This window comes from Salipiger abyssi, assembly GCF_001975705.1.
Lineage (GTDB): Bacteria > Pseudomonadota > Alphaproteobacteria > Rhodobacterales > Rhodobacteraceae > Salipiger > Salipiger abyssi.
Genome location: NZ_CP015093.1, coordinates 2,804,421 through 2,824,274, shown reverse-complemented (window position 1 = coordinate 2,824,274; position 19,854 = coordinate 2,804,421). Strand labels below are relative to the sequence as shown.

Annotated in this window: 16 protein-coding genes and 1 tRNA gene; 1 reads left to right on the top strand and 16 read right to left on the bottom strand. The window is 63.2% G+C overall.

Annotated elements, in window-relative coordinates:
- The first annotated feature begins 58 nt into the window (after positions 1 to 58).
- Positions 59 to 2,125: a calcium-binding protein gene (locus tag Ga0080574_RS26760; protein ID WP_076702661.1), complete on the top strand. Its 2,067-nt coding sequence runs from the start codon at positions 59 to 61 to the stop codon at positions 2,123 to 2,125.
- A 154-nt stretch (positions 2,126 to 2,279) separates the two neighbouring features.
- On the opposite strand, the gene Ga0080574_RS26000 is transcribed toward Ga0080574_RS26760, so the two are convergent.
- The 16 genes from Ga0080574_RS26000 to Ga0080574_RS17240 all read right to left on the bottom strand — a co-directional run bounded on the left by Ga0080574_RS26000 (position 2,280) and on the right by Ga0080574_RS17240 (position 19,819).
- A tRNA-OTHER gene (locus Ga0080574_RS26000) sits at positions 2,280 to 2,386 on the bottom strand.
- A gap of 186 nt (positions 2,387 to 2,572) precedes the next feature.
- The gene (locus tag Ga0080574_RS17305; RefSeq protein WP_076702659.1) at positions 2,573 to 3,775 is read right to left on the bottom strand and encodes a calcium-binding protein; all 1,203 of its coding nucleotides are present in this window, start codon (positions 3,773 to 3,775) and stop codon (positions 2,573 to 2,575) included.
- A gap of 317 nt (positions 3,776 to 4,092) precedes the next feature.
- Positions 4,093 to 4,713: an SOS response-associated peptidase gene (locus Ga0080574_RS17300; RefSeq protein ID WP_076702657.1), complete on the bottom strand. Its 621-nt coding sequence runs from the start codon at positions 4,711 to 4,713 to the stop codon at positions 4,093 to 4,095.
- A gap of 205 nt (positions 4,714 to 4,918) precedes the next feature.
- Complete coding sequence (locus tag Ga0080574_RS17295; RefSeq protein ID WP_076702655.1) at positions 4,919 to 5,458, bottom strand: ATP-binding protein; 540 nt, start codon at positions 5,456 to 5,458, stop codon at positions 4,919 to 4,921.
- Complete coding sequence (locus Ga0080574_RS26260; RefSeq protein ID WP_198039740.1) at positions 5,455 to 5,694, bottom strand: hypothetical protein; 240 nt, start codon at positions 5,692 to 5,694, stop codon at positions 5,455 to 5,457. Before Ga0080574_RS26260 ends, Ga0080574_RS17295 begins: the two co-directional genes overlap by 4 nt.
- Positions 5,695 to 5,726: 32 nt before the next feature.
- On the bottom strand, positions 5,727 to 6,992 hold the full coding sequence (locus tag Ga0080574_RS17290; protein ID WP_198039739.1) for a GNAT family N-acetyltransferase: 1,266 nt from the start codon (positions 6,990 to 6,992) through the stop codon (positions 5,727 to 5,729).
- Entirely contained in the window at positions 6,967 to 7,758 is a 792-nt protein-coding gene (locus Ga0080574_RS17285; protein ID WP_083716880.1) for a helix-turn-helix domain-containing protein, read from the bottom strand. The genes Ga0080574_RS17290 and Ga0080574_RS17285 overlap by 26 nt, the downstream gene beginning before the upstream one ends.
- A gap of 384 nt (positions 7,759 to 8,142) precedes the next feature.
- Entirely contained in the window at positions 8,143 to 8,571 is a 429-nt protein-coding gene (locus Ga0080574_RS17280; protein ID WP_076702652.1) for a hypothetical protein, read from the bottom strand.
- A 269-nt stretch (positions 8,572 to 8,840) separates the two neighbouring features.
- Complete coding sequence (locus Ga0080574_RS17275) at positions 8,841 to 9,062, bottom strand: hypothetical protein (protein WP_076695548.1); 222 nt, start codon at positions 9,060 to 9,062, stop codon at positions 8,841 to 8,843.
- A gap of 97 nt (positions 9,063 to 9,159) precedes the next feature.
- The gene (locus Ga0080574_RS17270) at positions 9,160 to 9,927 is read right to left on the bottom strand and encodes a peptidoglycan-binding protein (protein ID WP_076702650.1); all 768 of its coding nucleotides are present in this window, start codon (positions 9,925 to 9,927) and stop codon (positions 9,160 to 9,162) included.
- Positions 9,928 to 9,996: 69 nt separating this feature from the next.
- Entirely contained in the window at positions 9,997 to 10,284 is a 288-nt protein-coding gene (locus Ga0080574_RS17265; protein WP_156876286.1) for a hypothetical protein, read from the bottom strand.
- Between the two features lie 61 nt (positions 10,285 to 10,345).
- Positions 10,346 to 10,756 (bottom strand): DUF4376 domain-containing protein, encoded by a 411-nt coding sequence (locus Ga0080574_RS17260; RefSeq protein WP_083716879.1) that lies wholly within the window; start codon positions 10,754 to 10,756, stop codon positions 10,346 to 10,348.
- Entirely contained in the window at positions 10,753 to 11,076 is a 324-nt protein-coding gene (locus Ga0080574_RS17255; protein WP_076702645.1) for a hypothetical protein, read from the bottom strand. Before Ga0080574_RS17255 ends, Ga0080574_RS17260 begins: the two co-directional genes overlap by 4 nt.
- A gap of 11 nt (positions 11,077 to 11,087) precedes the next feature.
- Positions 11,088 to 12,278, bottom strand: coding sequence for a hypothetical protein (locus Ga0080574_RS17250; RefSeq protein WP_076702644.1), 1,191 nt, complete (start codon positions 12,276 to 12,278; stop codon positions 11,088 to 11,090).
- Positions 12,279 to 12,294: 16 nt separating this feature from the next.
- The gene (gene gpJ, locus Ga0080574_RS17245; RefSeq protein ID WP_076702641.1) at positions 12,295 to 19,452 is read right to left on the bottom strand and encodes a TipJ family phage tail tip protein; all 7,158 of its coding nucleotides are present in this window, start codon (positions 19,450 to 19,452) and stop codon (positions 12,295 to 12,297) included.
- A complete protein-coding gene (locus Ga0080574_RS17240) occupies positions 19,445 to 19,819 on the bottom strand; it encodes an NlpC/P60 family protein (RefSeq protein WP_076702639.1) in 375 nt (124 codons plus the stop codon). The genes gpJ and Ga0080574_RS17240 overlap by 8 nt, the downstream gene beginning before the upstream one ends.
- Between the last annotated feature and the right edge of the window lie 35 nt (positions 19,820 to 19,854).

The following is a 19,854-nucleotide window of genomic DNA, read 5'->3' as shown; positions in this document are numbered from 1 at the left end:
TCGGTTCTTTCTAACACATCCTACCAATCTCTTTTTTGACGATCAGGACGACCCTTTCATGACAATCACCAACGACAACGATGTCATCTTTGGCAGCGGCGAAGGCTATTTCGGACGCTCCGGCACCAACCCGGTCAGCACGGTCCTCAGCGACGGGCGCATCGCCGTGGCCTGGAACGAATACCAATACCCCGGCGATGGCAGTATTCCGGGCATAGACTTCGACACCTGGACACGCATCCTGAACGCCGATGGCACCCCGGCAACGGAGGCCATGCTGGTCAACGACACGCGCGTCGGCTCCCATGCGTCCGCCGAGATCACGGCGCTGTCGGATGGCGGCTATGTCATCGGCTGGATCACAATGAACCGGGCCACGGTCGAGGGCGGCACGCAGACCGTCTACACTTACGATGCCCATGTGCGCAGCTTCACCGCGGCGGGCGCGCCCGAAGGGCCCGCGGTGCTCGTCTCTCCGGATCTCGAAACCTACGATCCGGCGGATTACAACTCGATCCTCGCCAGCAACATCGAAAACGTGAACATCGTCAGCCTCGCCGCTGGCGGCGCGGTGGTGATCTATGAATATCGTGGCGGCGGAAGCGGTTACAGCTATGGCGGCACCCACGCCCGGATCGTCGGCAATGACGGGCAGAGCCTGGGCGAGCCGGTGCGCGTCTGGGAGGGCGGGCTCTTCAATCTCGACGCGGTGCAACTGAGCAACGGCGATCTGGCCTTCGTTGAATTCGCCGGCGATCTTAGCGGCTACCGCGTGCGGCTGTCGGCCGCCGACCTGACCTCGGCCCCGGCAACGATCGCTGGCGCGTCCGGCCCGGTCGTCATCGACCACGATCCGCAGCCGGATCAGAATGCGGGCGGCTACGGCTCGGCCCCCCGCATCGCGGCGCTGAGCGATGGTGGGTTTGCCGTCCTGTATGGCTACAACGTACAACTCGGCGCGGATGACGACGAATCTCTGCGGATCGACCGCTTCGATGCGCAAGGCGGGTATCAATCCACCGTCAGCATTCCGGTTCCGGACGATACCGTCCAGCAGCCCGGTGCGATCCCTTATGAGATCCTCGAACTGTCGGGCAATCGCCTGCTGGTTGCCTGGTCTCATGTCGTGGCCTATGGCGATACCGACATCATGGCCGTGGTGATCAATGCCGATGGCAGCCTGGACAGCGCGCCGGCAGTGATCAATCCCAACACCGCGAACTACCAGCTGCTCGGCGATCTGACGGCCCTGCCCGACGGCGATGTCTTCATGTCGCTGGCCGACACCTCGGGCGTGCAGGTGGGCGGGGTGGCCGACTATATGCACGGGCTGTTCCTGGGCATGCCAGAGGATCCGGGCGCCAACACACCGGTGGTCCGCATCGGCACGGCCGGCGACGACCGGCTTGTGGGCACGGCCAACAACGATACGCTGCGCGGCCTCGACGGCAACGATACGCTGGAAGGCCGCGACGGCGACGACCAGCTTTTCGGCGGCGACGACAATGACCTCGTGCTGGGCGGTGACGGCAGCGACACGATGGCCGGCGACGGCGGAAACGACACGCTCCGGGGCGGCAACAGCGCCGCGGATCTGCGCGATGTCATCTATGGCGGCGCGGGCGACGACGACATCGACGGCGGCTACGGCAATGACGAGCTGCGCGGCGATGCGGGCAACGACACGATCGTAGGCGGCTACGGCGCCGACACGGTCATCGGCGGCACCGGCAACGACGCCCTGACCGGCCAAACTTGGTCGGACGCAATCTTCGGCGGCGACGGCATGGATTTCATCAATGGCGGCTTTGGTCATGACCGGGTGAACGGCGGCACCGGCGCCGACCGGTTCTATCATCTCGGCGTGGAGGGCCACGGGTCGGACTGGATCCAGGACTTCTCCGATGAGGAGGGCGATTTGCTCGTCTTCGGCGGCACCGGCGCCGCCGTCGAAGATTTCCAAGTCAATTTCACCGAAACCGCCAACGCCGGCGCGGCGGGGGTCGAAGAAACCTTCGTGATCTACCGACCCACCGGGCAGATCCTCTGGGCGCTGGTGGACGGCGGCGCGCAGGACGAGATCATGCTGCAACTCGACGGCATGTCTTACGACCTGCTCGCATAACGTTTTGCAGCTCATGCCGGGCGGTCTTCGCCCGGCTCTCTTCACCGGACGGAACGGATCGCCGCCATGGGATTGGCGGCGCAAAACGCTTGTAAGCGATATGAGGCGCGTTTCCGCCGCGGGCGGGAGCGCGCGGCATCCGGAAAAGCCAATCTGGTACCCGCGGCCGGACTCGAACCGGCACGCCCGAAGGCTGGGGATTTTAAGTTGTCTCGTTTTGCTGCGACATCAAAAAGGTAGACCAAATCGGATCACACGGACATATCGGGAACGAATCGAGATATGTGAACGGTGGAAGCGATCACGAAAAACGCGACAGCACAGTCAAACCCGGCGGCCGATATGGCAGTAGCAAACGCAGATGGCGATGAAACCGTGATCCGCATCCAGATCACGGCGCTGGCCTACCCACCAGAACCTCACTGCTTCCTCGTGCTAGCGTTACGCTCAGAGCGCCAGCAGGTCGTAGCTCACGCCACCAATGAGAAGGTTGATGTGATCCTGCGCGGCGCCGTCCACCAGCGCCCAGAGGATCTGCCCGGTGGGCCGGTAGATCACGAAGGCCTCCTCGACCCCCGCCGCGCCGGCGTTGGCGGTTTCGGTGAAATTGACCAGGAAATCCCCGATCCCAGCGCTGCCGCCATAGACCAGCGCGTCGCCCTCGGCATCGGAGAAATCCTGAATCCAGTCGGACCCGTGCCCCTCCACGCCGAGATGATAGAACCGGTCCGCGCCCGCGCCGCCATTCACCCGGTCGTGGCCGAAGCCGCCATTGATGAAATCCATGCCGTCGCCGCCGAAGATCGCGTCCGACCAGGCCTGGCCTGTCAGCACGTCGTCGCCCGCACCGCCGATGATGGTGTCGGCGCCGTAGCCGCCGATGATCGTGTCATTTCCGGAATCGCCGCGCAGCTCGTCATTGCCGTAGCCGCCGTCGATGGAATCGTCGTCGGCGCCACCATAGACCACGTCGCGCAGATCCGCCTCGGATGTGCCGCCGATCAGCACATCGTCGCCCTCCCCGCCGATCAGCGTATCCGTGCCATCGCCACCATCCAGAGTATCGGCGCCCGCCAGGCCCGAAAAGGTCACGGCATTCGCGTCGCCCATGAGGCTGTCGGCCGCATCGCTGCCGTAGATCGTGTTGCCGGGCGTGACAATCGCGGGCAGGACGTCGAACCGAATCTGTTCACCCGGCGCGAAACCGGAACCGGCGTTCACCGGATAGGCCTCCGCCGCATCGAGAAAGGCATTAAACGCGCCGACCGATGCGAAGTCCGGAAGCGGCGAAGGTCCAAAGGAAAAGATGTAGGTAAAGCTCTCGTCCAACAAAGGGTTGTCGTCGTCCTGCTCTGCCGCTTCGATGTAGAGAAATGCTTCGCTAGCGCCGCCGTTCCAGAGCACACGGACGATTTCCTCATTGGTTGGATAATCGAAAACGGGTGACGTAACGGCGTCGCCGTCGAGATAGGCGCTTAGATTGTACGGGGAAATGCGAAAGGTCGCATTGCCGTCTCCGTCCACCGACCGCGCATAGGTGAAATACCGCTCACCGGTTGTCACGAAGGCCAGCGATGCCGGGCGCAGCGCGATCGGCGTGTCGTCTTCGGATTCGAGAATCCGATATCCCCAAAGCGTGTAAACGGTCATCTTCTACTCCTCCGGAACCGATAACGGCGGGCCGTCGGGCCGCATTGAAGGCAACAAATCGAGTCAGCAGCACATAGCAACGTCGGTAAAGCGAGGATCGGACAGTTTGATGACAGAGAGAGGGAACCTCCCATTCAACGAGCAGTAGACACGACAATTGCCCGTTTCAGGGCAAACTACTGTGATGAGATCAGGCCGATGCCGGCGCCAGTCTCGCGACCGACCGGAAAGGCGCGATCATCGGTCTTTCTTTAAGGAAGCGAGCGGCGGGACACGGGGGGCCCATGCAGAACGCCCCAGCCAACACGAAGCACCAATTATTCGAACGGCTCGATGAGCTCCGGGCTATCCTCCTTGATCCCGAACCGCGCGACGGGGTGATGCCTAAGCATGGCCCCTGCCCCGAGATTGGTACAGTCGCTGCCGCCCAACCACGCGTCCTGCTCGTCGGAATTGAGGATCACCGGCATCCGGTGATGGACATCGGAGACCTCCGCATTCGCCGCTCTCGTCATGATCGTGCAGGTAAGCAGCTCGCCCCAGCGAGACGCAAGCCCCGCAAACCACAGGGTCTCTTCATTGCCGGCCGAACGGATGAAATGCGGCTGCTTGGCGCCCTTCTCTCCCGTCCACTCGTAATAGCCCGCCGCCGGGATCAGACAGCGGCCATGGCGCCAGACCGCCCGAAAAGTCGGCTTGCTCGCCGCGTCTTCGATGCGGGCGTTAAACGTCGTGGCTTTCCAGTCCCTCAGTTCTCCCTTGTGCCAGGACGGCACAAACCACCAGCGCGCGTAATGCGGCTCGAGCTGCGGCTTGGCGAGCAGCAGAACCTCCTGCGTCGGCTTCACGTTGAAGCGTCGCGGGATCGGGTCAATCTTGATCTCGGAATGCTCGAGATCGGTTCCTCGCAGGTTTGGATCTACGAATCGGCCACACATTCAATTATGAGAACCGAGCGACCACCCCGACACAACGATTTCTTGGCCACAAAGACGAACCGACGAGACGTGCTCAGGACGTCGGCTGAAAGCGATGGGCAGGTCACCGACTTTCGCTGCAGGCGCGTACTCGCAATGGGATATCGCGAAAGCCGCCATTCAAATGCGAACACGGATCATCTCTGCCGCAACCGTGCAGCAGTGGTCAGGCTTTCAGAAGAGCAAAGGCCAAGTGCGCAATATCATTATGCGTGACGATGTGAAATTCGACGTTCAGTGCGGCCGCAATAGACTTGGCATGTGCGCGGGAAGCAAGCTGATGCTGAGACAGTGTTTCGAGATCATGAGTCGGCCGACGTCGTGAGGCGTCGTTTGAACGGTTGGTGCTGATGCGTGCGGGCTCGTCTTCAAGATGTACCATTTTTGCGATGCCAAGCGCACGAAAAACGTCGGCTGGCAGTTCCTGTAAGCCTGCGCTGCTGTCGATGACAACGTGACCGTCCATGATGACAAGCCGCGCAGCGGTATCGCGTGCCAGCGCAAAGCCATCGATCAAGAGCCGTTGATTTTCGTCGAGATCCGCATGGCGCATCGCGTCTCTCTCGTCCGGGCGCGCATCGCGTGCCGCGGCAATAAGGCTGCCACCGGTGAGATGCTGGAATGGGATGTGTTCGGCCAAATGCCGGAGAAAGGTCGTTTTTCCAACGCCGGACAGTCCTGTAAATGCAACTATCTGCTGGCTCATACGGCAAACTCTAGGTTCGAACGTTCGACGAGCCTCGTCATCAGATCATGGCGCAGCTTATAGATGGACTGTTGCGGGTGCCCGTTTATGACGCCCATGTTTTCCAACTCATCCTTCGACACGGGTGGGTCGATGTAAGCGATCAGTAGGTAGTTGATCACCTTGACTGGTCGTTCGGGTGTCGCCTTCCAGGCATCCAACTGCGCTTCACTGTAGACAGAGCGGCCGCCGGTCATTTGCATCAATTCTTTTGTCGATCGCGCCAACGTCATGCTTTCCAAAATGCCAAGCGCGGTGATCGCTTGGGAGGGCGGGTCTTTAGAGACCCCCTTGTAGAAAAATAGGATCGACCCTGGGGGCCGAGATTCGATTGCGCCTGGCACAGATAGACCTTTCGGATCGTATTGCCCGGACGGGTGATTGTCTCCGCAGGGGACGCGCCGGAAAAGAGATCGGGCTGGCGCGGTTGCCAGAGATCCGGGAAAAGGGTGTCGTGATAGCCTTCTTTGATCGGAATGCCGAACCCGCGCGTTTTTTCGTCGACGAGAAATCGCGGATAGTTTTCGCGCGCGAGATCGAAGGGAGAACTCCCTTCAGCGGGGACCAGCGCTGCAGAGGAAAACCCACGTTCGTAGATGTATTCGCCATTGGCATTCGTGCCAGCCTTCCGGAAACCGTAGTATTCTAAAAGGTCCATTAGCGAGACCTGATCCTCGTACGTGGTCAGATAAGTCAGGTCATACCCGTTGGTCTGCGCATACCAGAGGACCTGCTTCAACAGCAACTCGCCGAGCTTCACACCGCGGCTTTCGGGAGCGACCTTGAAGGTACAGATTTTCAGGACCTTCTCGGCTGGAGTGATCGCGTCGGTGTCGCCCGCCGTCTCGTTCTTACGGACGATCAGACCCGCAAGATGGCCGTCATCATAAACCACCCAGCATGAGCGATGTTGTTTGACACATTTCTCGCGCCACCAGCCGTTAAATTCGGGGTATCCGTCACGCAGGCTGTCGAAAAACCGATCTTGATGATTGATTTCATGGGCCTCAACCTCCGCCACGTGACGGATCGGAACCTCCTTGGGCTCATAGGTCTGGATCAGTAGTTCGGTCGCGTCACCTATAAACAGGACACGTCGTGCGAGATCGGGCGAACGTTTCTGTGCACGCTCGTGAAGCCCCTTGTCCTGCGTGACAAGAAAATCCGAAGCGCCGTTCTCGAGGGCGTGGAGAAGCGTCGCATCTACAACATCATTGGGCTTTTTGAACGGACCGTAGGCTGTATCAAGATCGGAGTCGGTTAGACCGCGCTGCTTCTTGAGCGCGCGGTATTTCGCAATCTTACTGAGCGAGATTTTCCGCCGCTCGACATCCTTGTCGCGCGCGATGTCATCCTTCGCGGCTTCATGCACATAGATGTCGACCTTGTGGGCCGAGGCGAGAGCGTGGAACCTGGCGTAGGCTGCTTCAACTGTGTGGTAATCTTCGAGCCCAATCAGGATGTTCGTATCAATGAGATACGATTGCTGGCTCATCTTTAAGGGCCTTTCTCAGGTCACGTTTTGCATAGAGGAAGGATTGGGGGGGCTCAAATCCAAACTTTTCCCGTAGTTCGCTTAAAGGCAGGGGACGCGAGAAAGCTTTCACATCGTCAAAAACCAATGCGAAACCGTGGTCCAAGCCGTCAAAATACCTGTCAAAGTGTGGCCGTTCGATAAATGCAGTGCTCTCAAATTCGGCCCAAATCTGCTCCACGGGGAGCTTGAGGACTTCGCGGATCGATGCTGTGCCGACCATCGCTTTGACCGGAGAGGTTGAATAGATATAGGCTAGGGCGCCGCTTGGTGCGGAGACCGGAAACCTGCGCCGCAGTTCAACCGTCTTGTGACCTGCGAGAATCTTTTCGGAGTAGACGGGCTTGATCGACAAGACGACGTCCCGCTGCGGCTTGAACGGCTCATCTCCCAACAACGGCAGAACCAACTGGTCATCGTGCCCCCGCTCAACATCGAAGGCCTCGCAAAGCCGGAGAGACAGCGGTGCGTCAGTCGGAAAATGCGCGTTAAGACGCAGTGATGCTCCAAGCGCTTCGACATAGCGCTGCACCGTGCTGAGGTATATCTCGCCGCCCTTTTCGATTTTCGAGATGGCGGCCTGTTGCACATCCATGCGCGCCGCGATCTGCTTCTGGGTCAGATCAGCCAGAAGTCGCAGCCTGCGCAGTTCTGGTCCGACCATGGCTGTGCCGTCAGCCACTGAAACGGCTTGTGCTTCTACGATTGTTCCTGTGAGCTTGCCCATCTTGACCTCTCTTTTTTGCCCGTTCTTACGGCAAAGCAGTATTCCATGCAAGGAATGCTGAGCCAACTCGTACCTTTCTGGCGGCAAAGGTGCTGCCTTAAAACGAGGTCGTCACCTGAGTTGGCAGCCGCCCGGGGCCGCATCGAGTCGACAGTGAGAGTGAAACGGCTGGCAGTTTTGTGTCTGCGGAGCATGTCCGGTTCGACGGGCTTCAGCGCAGCAAGCTGTCGGCCTCACTAGTGGGAGCTCGGGGCCGAGATCGCCGCTGCCTACGAGGCACCCGACCCGCTGCGTCGCCGCATGTCCACTAGGAGCTCAGATGCTGCGTTTCGCCCCAATGACAAGCTATGCGTAGGTAGCGGACGCTCGCGCGGGCAGACCCTTTTATACCCACTGATTTTCATAGATTGTCCGACGCAGTGTACGTTGCGCCAGCTTGGCCCATTCTTCTAGTTGCTCTTCATATGCCTTTGGGTTCTGTAGAATTTCTTCATTGTCTTCCGGCGTTGCCACATGAACCCATGTGTTGCGGTACTTTCGCAGCTTATGAATGTCGTCTCGAAGTCCCTGTTGGATAGGCGAGCTATCAATCAAATCAGCAAGGCGAATACGCTTCCCGCCTGCATACTCGGCGCGAAGATACGTTTCGATTGCAGCGGTAGCGGATATTACGGTTGCTAGGTTCGCGCCACCGACGAAGGCATAATCGCAATCGCGAACGATGAAGGCGCACCATTCCGACATAGTTGCGCCGCCCTTCAACAGTTCGTCGTCAAGCGCGGTGATGAATGCCCATCTAGCGTTTTCATTCAAATCCGTTCCCTCAAGCCAACACACGTTTTAGCCGAAATATAGCATCGGTCGGTGTGTGCTTTAAGCAGTCAATGCTTCGATTAATTCGAGCGGAAGGTTTGTCCGCGCTACCGACCCACAGCAGCCGCCGAGTTTCACGCTTGCGGCGAATGGCGGCAAAGCGGGTCGCGGCTGCAGAAATCGAGTACATCACTGGACGACGGCTCAGGGCCGGCTACAGACGCACCAGCCCTTCGCTTATCAATCACATCACAGGGCGTCCGCCCCCCTCACGTCTCGCCACCAAGCGCCTTTGCCCAGCGGGACCACGCGAAGGTGCCGCCCGCGCCGGCGCCATAGATCAGCGCTGCCAGCGCCATCGAGGCGGCGTTAATGTCAATCGCCAGCACCCCAGCGGCCCTGTCGAGGTCGATGAACGGCAGCGCCGCCAGAAGCCCGGCGGCGGGGAGCAGGATGAAGACGCGAAGGAAGAGCGCGATTTTGCCAGTCATGAGGATGTCCTTTCGGTCAGCGCCATAGGCGCGTGGAGATGCCGCGCGCGGCGGCAGGGAAGACCGGCGCCAGGCGCCGGCCAGTAATTGATGAGGGTCACGCGCCGGCCAGGGCGCGGCTTGCCGTGTCGCGGATCTGCGCGAGGGCATCGGCCAGGGTGTCAGAGCGCGACGGCGCAGGCGGCGCCCCTGCCCCGGCGGCCACCAGCGCCGCATGCAGCGCGGCGCGGGTCTTCGGGCCGGCGATGCCGTCGACCGCCAGCCCGGCATCGTCCTGGAACAGCCGTACCGCCTCGGGACCGTACCCGAGCAGCACCAGCCCCGCGCGGGTGTAGCGCGCGAGCCGGTCGCTGTAGCCGTTGAGCCCGCCATTGATCCGCCGGGTGACCATCTCGATATCGCCCTGATCGGCGTAGCGGTTGAGATCGCGGCTCTGCCAGTACCAGACCGGCCCGAGCCCTTCCCAGGGATCGGTGTTCATCAGGTCGGGGTCGGCGACAAAATCCGGCGCGGCGGGGTCGATCTCGGCCCGGCACCAATCGCGAAAGGCCCGGGTGTTCGCCTTGCCGGTGATGTGCATACCGGTGCGACCGCGATACTTGTACCCGTCGCCATCGGTCGCAGCGGTGTTGCCGAGATCGGTGCGGGTGTCGTAGCGGCGCTGCGCCGCGGTCGGGCCCCAGATCTCCTCATCCCAGAGAAAGCCGCCCATCTCATGGGCGAGCTGGCCGAGATACTGCGCCAGGCGATGCGGCAGATCGAGCCCCGCCGCCTTACCGTAGGCCTCAAGCCCCAGAAGAATGGAGCGCATATTGTCATTGGCCGGCCGGCCCGCAATGGCCGCCAGCTGGTCGATATTGATCATCGGAGATCTCCCATGAAAAAGCCCGGCGCGAGGCCGGGCGGTGGTGGTTTGGTGGTGTGTGAATGGCCGTCAGTCTGCGCGCTCGATGCGCTCCAAGCGCGTGTCGATCCGGTTCAGCAGATTGTAGATCCCTGCAAGCCGTTCGTCCTGCCGCGCCCCGGACGCTTCCAGCGCCCGAATGCGACCCTCAAGGCCAAGCATCAAACTCGCGGATGCCTCACGCCGCTCCTCGATGTAATCGAGCCGCGTCTGCATCTGGCCGTAGGTGACAAAAAAACCCCCAAGCGATGTGACCACCGCCACGAGGGCGGCAATCGTTGACCAGTTCCAGCGGTTTTCGAATCTTGGAGAAGTCATTGTGTCCCCGTAAAAAAGCCCGCCGGCGGCGGGGTCTGTCGTTGTCAGGTTTTGAGCGTGGTCAGGTCGGCCAGTGCGCATCGTCGGCGAAGTCTGCCGGGATCTGGCCACTGTCGATCATGGTCCAGCTCGCCTGCATCACCGCCTCGATCCACGCGGTCGCGGCTGCGGCAAGCTCAAGGAACTGCGCCGCCGTGAGCTCGTGCATGGCGTTGTCGGCATCCCGGTAGGTCAGCGTCGTGGTCGTGTCCCCTGCGGATTGGAGTGCCGCGGCGCGCTGGGACAGGCCCAGGATCACGCTTTGATCGAATGCGCGCCCCTGGACGGGGATGGAGCCGAATGACAGGGCAAGCACAGTGCCGGCCTCGACGCGGCGGCGGCGTTCCGCATGCAGCGCCGACTTGCGCCGCGCCTGCTCCGCCGCCGTCTTGTCCTCGGCGGTGATGATCCTGGTGAGGTCGATATTGCTCATGCCTGGGGCTCCTCTGCGGGGTTGTCGTAGATCGGTAGCGCCACCGTGCCGTCGGGCACATTCTCCAGCGGCGCGGGGAAGCGGGTGGCCTCGGGCGCGGTCGGGCCGTGCGGCAGGGCTACCGGCACGATCAGCACGCCGGCCTCGTCGCGCTCCACCTTGCCGGTGATCCAGTCCGAAGAGATCGCATCGGACGGCAGCGTGGCTCCGGCGGGGAGAGCCGAAAAGTCGAACGCCTCCCCGTTGAAGGTCAGCACGTCGCCCGCTTTGGTAAGCGTGAGCGGCTCATTGCGACGTTGCGGGTGCAGGATGATTTTCATGAGGTTGCTCCTTAGAACCAGCGTCCGGTTGCGAAGAGGTGGATCGGGATCGTGTCGCCGTTGCCCGCCGATGCGCCAATCGACGCGCGGGTCACCCATTTCGTGGTGCCGTTGGCAAAGGCGACGCCGCCGCGATCACTCCATTGTTGCGCGATGGCGCCCGTGCCGCCGTTGACGCCGATGTCACCGCCGGCGACCGTGCCCACGAAGGTCACGGGGAACGACCAATCCTGCCCCTGGCCATCGTCGAGATCGTGATTGACGATGCGCCAGCACTGCATGGTGCCGTCGGCGAATTTGACATACTCGCCGCTGGCGTTGCTGCCGCGCTCGATGATCTTGCCGGTGGGCGTGCCGGCAGTCTGAGCGACCGCGCCCACCACCCCCGTCTCCTGCGTGACGATGCGATGCCAGAGAATGCTGTTGTCGCCCTGCTGCTCGCCGATCCACGCGAAGCACTCGGCCTGGGTCGACCCATCCCGATAGACAAGAAACCGGCGCCGACCCGTGAAGTTCTTATGGGCCAGCATCGAGTAGGCGTAGGGCAGGCTTTCCGGACCGCCGGGCTGCGTGGTCCCGCCGAAAGAGTAGAACCCGCTTTGCATGTCACGGTCACTGAGGTTGTCGCCGCCGGAAAGGGCTGCCGCTGTGTCGCCCAGGCCGAATGCGCCGACCTTCATCAGCTTTGTGAGGTCATGGTCGACGTCATCGCTCTGCACGGCGCTGCCGGTGATCGGAACGTCCACCTGCATCTCCGAGGTGGTCAGCAGCACGCGGCGAATGCCGTTGGTGGCAAGGCCCATCTGATTTGCAGCGGCGCGATAAAGGCCGGTCGATGTGTTGCTGAGAAAGCTGATCGCCGGCGCCCCGGCCGAGCCATCGCCGAAACGGCCGGACAGCGCGCCGTCGATATGCCCGTTGATCGTGGAGATGCCGGATTGCAGCGCGTCATAGGCCGCTTTCAGGAACCCCTTGATCGGCACGATCTCATAGCTCTGCCCGCTCTGCGTCGATCCCGTGAAGTTCCGCGCCAGCGTCAGCTCCGTGTCGCTCACGATGGCTTCGATCTCGTAGCCGTCGCCATTCAGGAGCCTGAACTCCTCCCCGACTTTGGCGTTCGCGACCCATGCGGTGCCGCTTCCGGTCACCGTGTTGCTGCCAGTTGAGACCGACACAGTGCCGGTTCTGTACCAATTTGCCATGATTGCTCCTTTCGCTTCAGCGCACGATGGCCCGCACGTCGATCAGCAGATTTCGGATATTGTTCTGGACCGGCTCGGCGTTGTCTTCGGTCTGCAACAGCAGCCGCATATCCAGCGTGCCAGCCTGCAGAATGTCGGTTTCGTCCAGCAGCTGAATGGGGTCGAACAGAGATCGGCGCTGCCAGCTCGACTCGGCGTCCCAGTTCAACAGCGTGTGCCAGGTCACGCCATCGGTTCTGACCTGAGTTTTCAGGTAGGTGTTCTTTTCCCCGCCAACTTCGCCGGAGGCGGTGGCGTATCTGAGATCTGCCCGAAGCATCAGCGTGTAGAGGATCTCAGGCGCATACTCTCCGATGCCCAATTCCTCCCAGATGATCGTTTCATCCGAAACCTGAGCGCCATCCGCGTAGAGACGCGCCCGGGCGCCATTGGAAACCGCGCCGTCGACAATCGAGTCCCGGGTGATCAGGCTGTTAAACTCGGCGTCGCCAGCCGTGGTGATACGCCAACCGCTTACTCCCGAAACGAAATCGTCGCTTTCAAGCCCACCGCCAAAAATAGCGAGACCGGATGTCGAAAAGCTCTCAGCGTCGAGGTGATCAGCGATTACTGCGCCACTCTCGATGTTGGCAGTGCCGACGGTAAGGCTTCCAATAAACGCTTCATCAGCCGCGATATATCCGAGCACCGCCGTGTCGATCTGCGCGATGCCGGTGATCTGCACGTAGTCGGGCGAGAGCCGGAAAGTGCGGACTGGCCCGCCCACCCCGTCGGAGACGCTGAATGCCTCGGCGATGTTCTCACCGTTCAGCCGCCACGCAAAGCCCGCCGAGAGGCCGTCCGCCGTGGCTTCGGCGAATGCCGTGGCCTCGGCCATGGCTTCCAGATCGCCATAGGTCGCCGAGATCTGCTGGTTGACCGCGGCCACAGCCTCGGTAGAGGTCACATAAGCGCCCTCGATGGTCGTCACCCGCGCCTCGACGGACCCGACAGAGGCTTCGAGCCCGGAAAGGCTCGAGGCCTGCGCGGTGAGCCCGGTCTCGGTGTCCTTCACGCGCGTGTCTATGCCCGCGATGGCCGAGGCATTCCCGGCAACGCCCGTCTCGGCGCTCGACAGGCCAGACTGCAACTGCGTGATCTCCGAGGCCTGCGAGGTGATCGTGCCCTCGGCGCTGGTGACACGGCTGTCGAGATTGGAGATCGCCGACGCCTGTCCCGTGAGATCGCCTTGGGCGGCGGTCAGCCCGCTCTGCAATTGTGTGATCTCGCTCGCCTGCGAAGTGATGGTCCCTTCGGCGCTTGTGACGCGGGTATCGAGCGAGGCAAGTGCGAACCCATTGGCATCGACACCATTGGCCACATCCGAAACATCGGCTTGCAGGGTGATCAAGCTCTGCGAGATCGAGGAGATTTCCCCCTCTGCGTCAGTCACCCGCGTGGACAGGTTCGACAGACCGGTGGCCGTCGCGGCGATGTTCCCCTCTGCCGTGGTCAGGTCGTTTTCCAGCGAGGTGATCGCCTGGCCTTGCGAGGTGATTGCGCCCTCCGCAGATGTGACCCGCGTATCGACCCCGGCGATTGCGGCGCCGTTCCCCGCGATATCCTCTTCCGCCGCAGAGAGGCCCGATTGCAGGGTCACGATATCGCTGGCCTGCGAGGTGATCGTGCCTTCGACATTGGTGACGCGGCTGTCGAGGGTCGAGATGGCCGATGCAGTGGAGCTGATAGTCCCCTCTGCGGAGGTCAGATCAGTCTCCAGCGCCGTGATCGCCTGCCCCTGCGAAGTGATGGTCCCTTCGGCGCTCGTGACGCGCGTGGTCAGCCCGGAAAGCGCATCTCCGTTGGCGACGATATTGCCCTCCGCAGCCGCAAGCCCGCTCTGGAGCTGCGTGATTTCGTTCGACTGAGAGGTGATCGTGCCCTCGGCGCTCGTGACACGGGTATCGAGCGCGCTGATTGCCGAGCCGTTTACCGCAATGCTCCCTTCCGCCAAACTCAGGCCGGCCCCCAGAGACGTGATCGCCTGACCATGAGAGGTAATTGTGCCTTCTGCTGACGTCACGCGCGTGTCGATGCCGGAGATCGCGGCGCCATTCGCCGAGATGGCCCCGGAAGCAACCGAAAGCGTCGCCTCCAGATTGTTGATCTCCGAGGCCTGCGCGGTGATCGTGCCCTCGGCGTTCGTGACACGCGTAGAAACCTCGGTGATCGCAGCGGCATTGCCGGCAACCCCTGCCTCGGCATCGGACAGATCGGCGGTGAGCTGCGCGATGTCCTGCGCAAGCGCCTCGTCATGCGTCGCGCGGGCGGTGCGCTCCTCGACGATAGAGGCCTCGGCATCGGCCAGCGCCGCGCCCAGCACCAGACGTTGCGACGCCTCCGCCTCCAGGCCCTCCTCCACCCAGCTGCGCATCTGCTCGCCCGCAACGGCGATCCCCGCGCGCAGATCCTCCTGCCCCCGGTGACGCTCCCACAGCTCGACAATGCCCAGCTCGGCGAGATCTTCCTGGTCGTCGCCGATGTCCCGCACCGAGGCGGTCAGGACGGTCTGACGTTCGGCCTCCGCCTCCAGCCCGCCCTCGGTCTCGCTCACACGGGTGCTCAGATCGTCCAGAGCATCCGCCTGCGCCGCAACCGTGCCGCCGGTGGCGGTCAGATCGACCTGCAATTGCGTGATCGCCTCCGCCGCGGCTTCGGCGTCCGATGCGCGCGTTTCAAGCGTCTGCTCGATCTGCGCGACGCTGGTCCCTACCGCGCTGCGCAGCTGCGTCACATCCTCGACAATGGCTTCGTCCCGCTCGTTGATATAGGCCCGCAGATCCGCCCTGCCTTGCGCGTCGGCCACGCGGATCGCGTCGTCTCCCGAGAAACGCTCCCAGGTCTCGATGATCGAGCGTTGCAGGGCATCGTCGAGATCATCCGACAGCACACGGGAAGCCTCGACCGCGCTGGTGATCGCCGCCTCGTCGGAAAACGAGGAGATCGTCTGTTCGGCGGCGGTCAGCCGGGCCTCTGTCGTATTGAACTCGGTATAGGTCACCCGGTCGGAGATCTGCCCTTGCAGGCTGTCCAGCGTCTGCGTGACCGTCGTCATGGTGACCAGCCCGCCCTCGACCGTGAGCGTATCGGCGAGCGTCGTGATCGTTCCCTCGACCGCATCGAGGGTGATCTCGGCGGTGGAGATCCGGGCCGAGAGATCGTCGATGAGCGGGATCTGCGTCGGGTCGAGCACCGCGTTTGCCACGGTCTGATTGACATAGGCGACGGTTGCGCGGGCCGACAGCTCGGCTTCCACGGCGTCGAGATTGATCTGCACGTCGCTGTAGCGGCCTTCCAGATGCTCGACCGCAACGATCCTGACCGTGCCGCTCTCTGGATCGACATAGATGCCGGCGTCCCGGATCATGGTCTCCGTCGCAAACAGCCCCTCTCTGAGATCAATGAGGCGCTGCCAGATGTCATCTGCGCTGTCCTCCATGTCGTAGATGCGGGGGAGCGCAAGATCGAGGCGGTCGCGTTCCGTATCAATCTGCACCGAGAGCGAGACCGGCGCCGAGAGCGGGCCGAGAGCGGTTTCAATCGCGGTGATCAGCGGCGTCTGTTGCAGATAGACGTCCAGCGCCTCGAAGCTCGGAACACCCGCAAAGCTCGCCAGGATCGAGTCGCGCAACGCGCCAACCGTGCCCGTGGCATCCCCCAGCGCCTCGTCATGCCGGTCGAACGCGGTGGCAATCTGCCCGGCCAGATCGTCACCGAGATCCGCCGCAGAGATGCGCAGATCGGGCGTGGTCACGTCAAACCAGGCGCTCCACCTCCGCTGATCGGCTGCACCGGTCACGAGGCTCGCCCGGATCTGGTAGGCGGTCGCTGGCAGGATACCGTCCGCGATACGTGCGGAGCCCTCCGAGGCCTCAGCGAACAGGCCCCTCTGGACCAACTCCCCCGTCGCAGAGACGCGCAGCTGCCAGGTCACCCGCAGCGCCTTGTTCGCCGGCGGCGTCCAGCTCAGGGAGATCGCGGGGCGACGCCCCGCACCCGAAGCATCCGGCACGCTTGCGGCGCTCACGGTGGCGGAGATCAATGGCGGTGCCGGCGGCGCGGTGGTGGCGGTGACCGCTGCCGGCCAGTCCACCCAGCCGCGCGTCTTGCCATCCGGGCCGACCGACCGCACTTGCCCGAGATAGGGCAAACCCTCCTCCAGTGCGCCCGTGAGCAGGCTGTACTCGCCCGCGTCCACCCGCTCGCCATAGGCCCAGGCAGCGCCCTCCTCATCCTCGCGCCAGCGCAGTTGCAGCGTCATGCCTTCGGTGGTCGCGGTCGAGGCGAACGGCGCGAGCTGCACGGCAATGCGCGGGCGCACCGAGAGATCGGGCAGGACAAGCTGCGTCAGGCTGTTGGAATAGGCCGAGATCACCGCCGGGGCCGGCGGCAGGTCAGAGGCCGGGTCACGCGGCTGTGTCACCACCGGCGAATAGGCGGGGATCGTGCCGGTATCGGCGTCGAGGATTGCCGGCACCGCGTCCACGACCTCGATCCGCGCGCTCTCGTCGCTATCGGGATAGATGCCGACGATGAGCATTTCCGCGCTCGCCTGCGTCACCTCTTCGATGGCGACCAGATCGCCCACGGCAATATCGCCCACCGCAACCGGCGCGTTCGGCTGCCAGCTCCGCGTCTCCGGATCGGCGGGCGAGATCGCGCCAAAGATCCGCTCTCCGGCCACATTGCGCACCGAAAACCGGAACGTGTCCTGGTCGAAATCGAAGAGATCGTCGAGCAGGATGGCCGCGACATTGCCGGCCCCGTCATCGGTGATCGCCTTGATGCGCGCGGCGCCCACGCCGATCAGCGGCACGTCATGCACCAGCCGGATCTTGTCGCCGCGCGTCACCCGGATGTGCTCGAAATCCGCATGGAAGCTGTGCCGCTCGGGCCGGTTGAGCGCGACCGCGAGGTGATAGCGCCCGAGGCGATAGACATTGCCCTCGTCCTCGTCATCGGCGGTCACCACCACCCCGGGCAGCGGCAGCGTTTCCAGCTCACTCGCGGTGTCCCGGGTGAAGCCGTCCATCAGGACAAGGATCTCGTCTTCCTGCCACTCCAGCCGCTCGGAGCGCGCCTGGACGCGAAAGCCGTGGATCTCGCGCGGGAAGGTCAGCTTGGCGGAATAGCCCCAGCTGTTGCGCGGCGTGAAGACCTGCCGCACCGGCCCGGCGGCGCCGTCGCGGATGACCGACCATCTGAAATCCGTCAGCGTGCGCTTGGCACGCCCGGCGGCGGCGATGATGTCCAGCACCTCGCCCACTTGCGTTGCGCTGTCGACGACGTAATCGCAGGTCCAGTGTGGCTCCTCTGCCGCCCAGGCATAGAAGGCGGCGAGGTCGATCCGCTCGTCGCGCACCGGGCGGCGCAGATGCCGGCCCCGGATCGCCTGCAGAAAGCCCCAGGCCGGATGGCGCACCGGGCGCGGCTCGGTCCATTGCAGATCGCCGTCGAGCTCCGGCGCGAGCTGCTGCACGATGGCATTCAGACTATCGACCTGCCCGTTGAGCTGATCGGTCGCCTTGATCCGGAAGGCGACCTCGGCAATGCCGTCATGGCTCGGCAACGCGCCGTCGCGCACCGAGCGGATCGCAGTCACGTATCCCGCGTTCTGGTCGCCGGTGTCATTGTCGATCTGGTTGAGCCGCTCGATGCGGATCGCGTAGGCGCCGGGCTCGGGGAACGAAATCTCCCTGGTGAAGCGGATCAGCGTCGTGCTTTTGGCGCGGTAGGTCTCGCTGCCGGCATCGACCCAATCCGCCTCATTGATGCCGCCGGCGACGGGCTGCCAGGAAAAGCGGAACCGCGCCTCGTGCTTGTGGGTGTCGCCGTCGTTGCTGTCATAGAGCCCCGAGGTGAAGCTGATATCGACACTGGCCGAAATGCTCTGGTCCCGCGTGTAGCGCACGACCGGATCGTCTTGGTCGGGCAGCGCGTTGTCGGGCTCTTCGGCCACATCGTTCGGGTAAAGACGCATGGTCTCCGCCCCATGGCGCCAGCCCGCCGCCTCGGCCTGATAGGTCGCTTTGGCGCTCGTCACAGTGGCGGCATCGGCGCGGCCGGTGAGCAGCGCGAACTGGCTGGTGCCGGCCTCGGCCTGCAAGGTCACACCGGTCACCCGCAGGCGCCAGCGCCGGCGAATGCCGTCGGTTCCGAAATCCTCCGAGGTCCAGCTGACATCGCTGCTCACTGCGGCCCAGCTCTGCACCTCAGACCAGGTGTCACTGCCGATCTCGGACACCTCCAGCACCAGATCGAGGCTGGCAATGTCGCGCTGTGCCATCACCGAGATCTCGAGCGAGGCCGTGCGCGCTGCCGCCGCTGGCGTGAAGGTATAGGCGTCGCCCAGCTCACGCAGCCGCGCCTTCGGCCTCTGCGTCTCCTCCATGCGTGATTTGACCAGCGCCGCAAGCTCCGGCATCGCCGCCAGCGTCAGAGCCTCGTCAACGTTGAGGAACTCAAGCTCGATGCCATCGAATTCCCAGATCGGCGTGGTGCCGATGCGCAGATCCTCCAGCGCCACCGGGCCGTGACCGAAGGTCATCCGACCGCGATAGTAGATGTCCTTGCCGATGGTCTCGGAATAGCCCGTGGCGGTCTTCGGCGGATACATCCGGTGCCGCCCGATCACCGTCGGATAGACGCCATAGCGGTTCTCGGCATTCGCCACGCCGGTGATCGCATAGTTCTGCGGCCCGCCGCCGCCGCTTTGCTGCGCCGGCGGGATCAGCGCGTTGATCGCCAGCGACCCGACAATGGTGATCGCCGCAACGGTGAGGCTGTAGGCAAGCCCGGTCATACCGAGCACAGATCCCGCGAGCCATGTCGCCGCCTGCGGCAGTGCCGCCGAGGCGATCAAAGCAAGCGAGCCGGGATCATGGATCGCGAATGCCACCTCCACCCGCGTGCCCGCCTTGACGCGCGTCTTGCGCCACATATCGACAGGCACGACGCTCATCTCGGCGCCACGGATCAGCAGCACGACCGGTAGGCCATAGCGCGCCGTATCGAGATCCATCGCCCGCACGATCTCCGCCACTGTCGAGCCTGCGGGCATCGGCGGGCGCACGATATCCGATACCAGCGGATGGCGCTGGCCGACCACATCGAGCAGGAAAGTGTCGTCAAACAATGCGGTAGATCCCTTCGAGTTTGCTGAGCCAGGAGGCACGGCTCCAGCGCTCCACGCGGCTCTCGGCGATGGCGTCGATGTGCAGCATGTCGTCGCTGTCGAGCGCGAAGCCGAGATGCAGCGGGCGCTCGGCCATGCGGAACAGGAGAGCGTCACCCTCCTGTGCGACGCTCACCCGCTCATATCGCGGCAGGTAGATTTGAACGGCGTCCTCGCGGACGGCCTCGCGAATGGTGCAGCCCGGATCGGGCAGATCCCTTCCGAACCGGGCGCGGTGCAGCGTGAGGAAAAGCCCCAGGCAATCATAGGCATCCGGCCCCCGCCCACGCTCCGCGTATGGCAGGCCGATCCAGTCATCGGACCACATCTGACGTTCCTCCAAGATTTGTAGCTTAACGCTAC

Coding starts and splice junctions, on each gene's coding strand:
- Ga0080574_RS26760 (WP_076702661.1), top strand. CDS start 59: ATGACAATCACCAACGACAACGATGTCATCTTTGGCAGCGGCGAAGGC.
- Ga0080574_RS17305 (WP_076702659.1), bottom strand. CDS start 3,775: ATGACCGTTTACACGCTTTGGGGATATCGGATTCTCGAATCCGAAGAC.
- Ga0080574_RS17300 (WP_076702657.1), bottom strand. CDS start 4,713: ATGTGTGGCCGATTCGTAGATCCAAACCTGCGAGGAACCGATCTCGAG.
- Ga0080574_RS17295 (WP_076702655.1), bottom strand. CDS start 5,458: ATGAGCCAGCAGATAGTTGCATTTACAGGACTGTCCGGCGTTGGAAAA.
- Ga0080574_RS26260 (WP_198039740.1), bottom strand. CDS start 5,694: ATGACCGGCGGCCGCTCTGTCTACAGTGAAGCGCAGTTGGATGCCTGG.
- Ga0080574_RS17290 (WP_198039739.1), bottom strand. CDS start 6,992: ATGAGCCAGCAATCGTATCTCATTGATACGAACATCCTGATTGGGCTC.
- Ga0080574_RS17285 (WP_083716880.1), bottom strand. CDS start 7,758: ATGGGCAAGCTCACAGGAACAATCGTAGAAGCACAAGCCGTTTCAGTG.
- Ga0080574_RS17275 (WP_076695548.1), bottom strand. CDS start 9,062: ATGACTGGCAAAATCGCGCTCTTCCTTCGCGTCTTCATCCTGCTCCCC.
- Ga0080574_RS17270 (WP_076702650.1), bottom strand. CDS start 9,927: ATGATCAATATCGACCAGCTGGCGGCCATTGCGGGCCGGCCGGCCAAT.
- Ga0080574_RS17265 (WP_156876286.1), bottom strand. CDS start 10,284: ATGACTTCTCCAAGATTCGAAAACCGCTGGAACTGGTCAACGATTGCC.
- Ga0080574_RS17260 (WP_083716879.1), bottom strand. CDS start 10,756: ATGAGCAATATCGACCTCACCAGGATCATCACCGCCGAGGACAAGACG.
- Ga0080574_RS17255 (WP_076702645.1), bottom strand. CDS start 11,076: ATGAAAATCATCCTGCACCCGCAACGTCGCAATGAGCCGCTCACGCTT.
- Ga0080574_RS17250 (WP_076702644.1), bottom strand. CDS start 12,278: ATGGCAAATTGGTACAGAACCGGCACTGTGTCGGTCTCAACTGGCAGC.
- Ga0080574_RS17240 (WP_076702639.1), bottom strand. CDS start 19,819: ATGTGGTCCGATGACTGGATCGGCCTGCCATACGCGGAGCGTGGGCGG.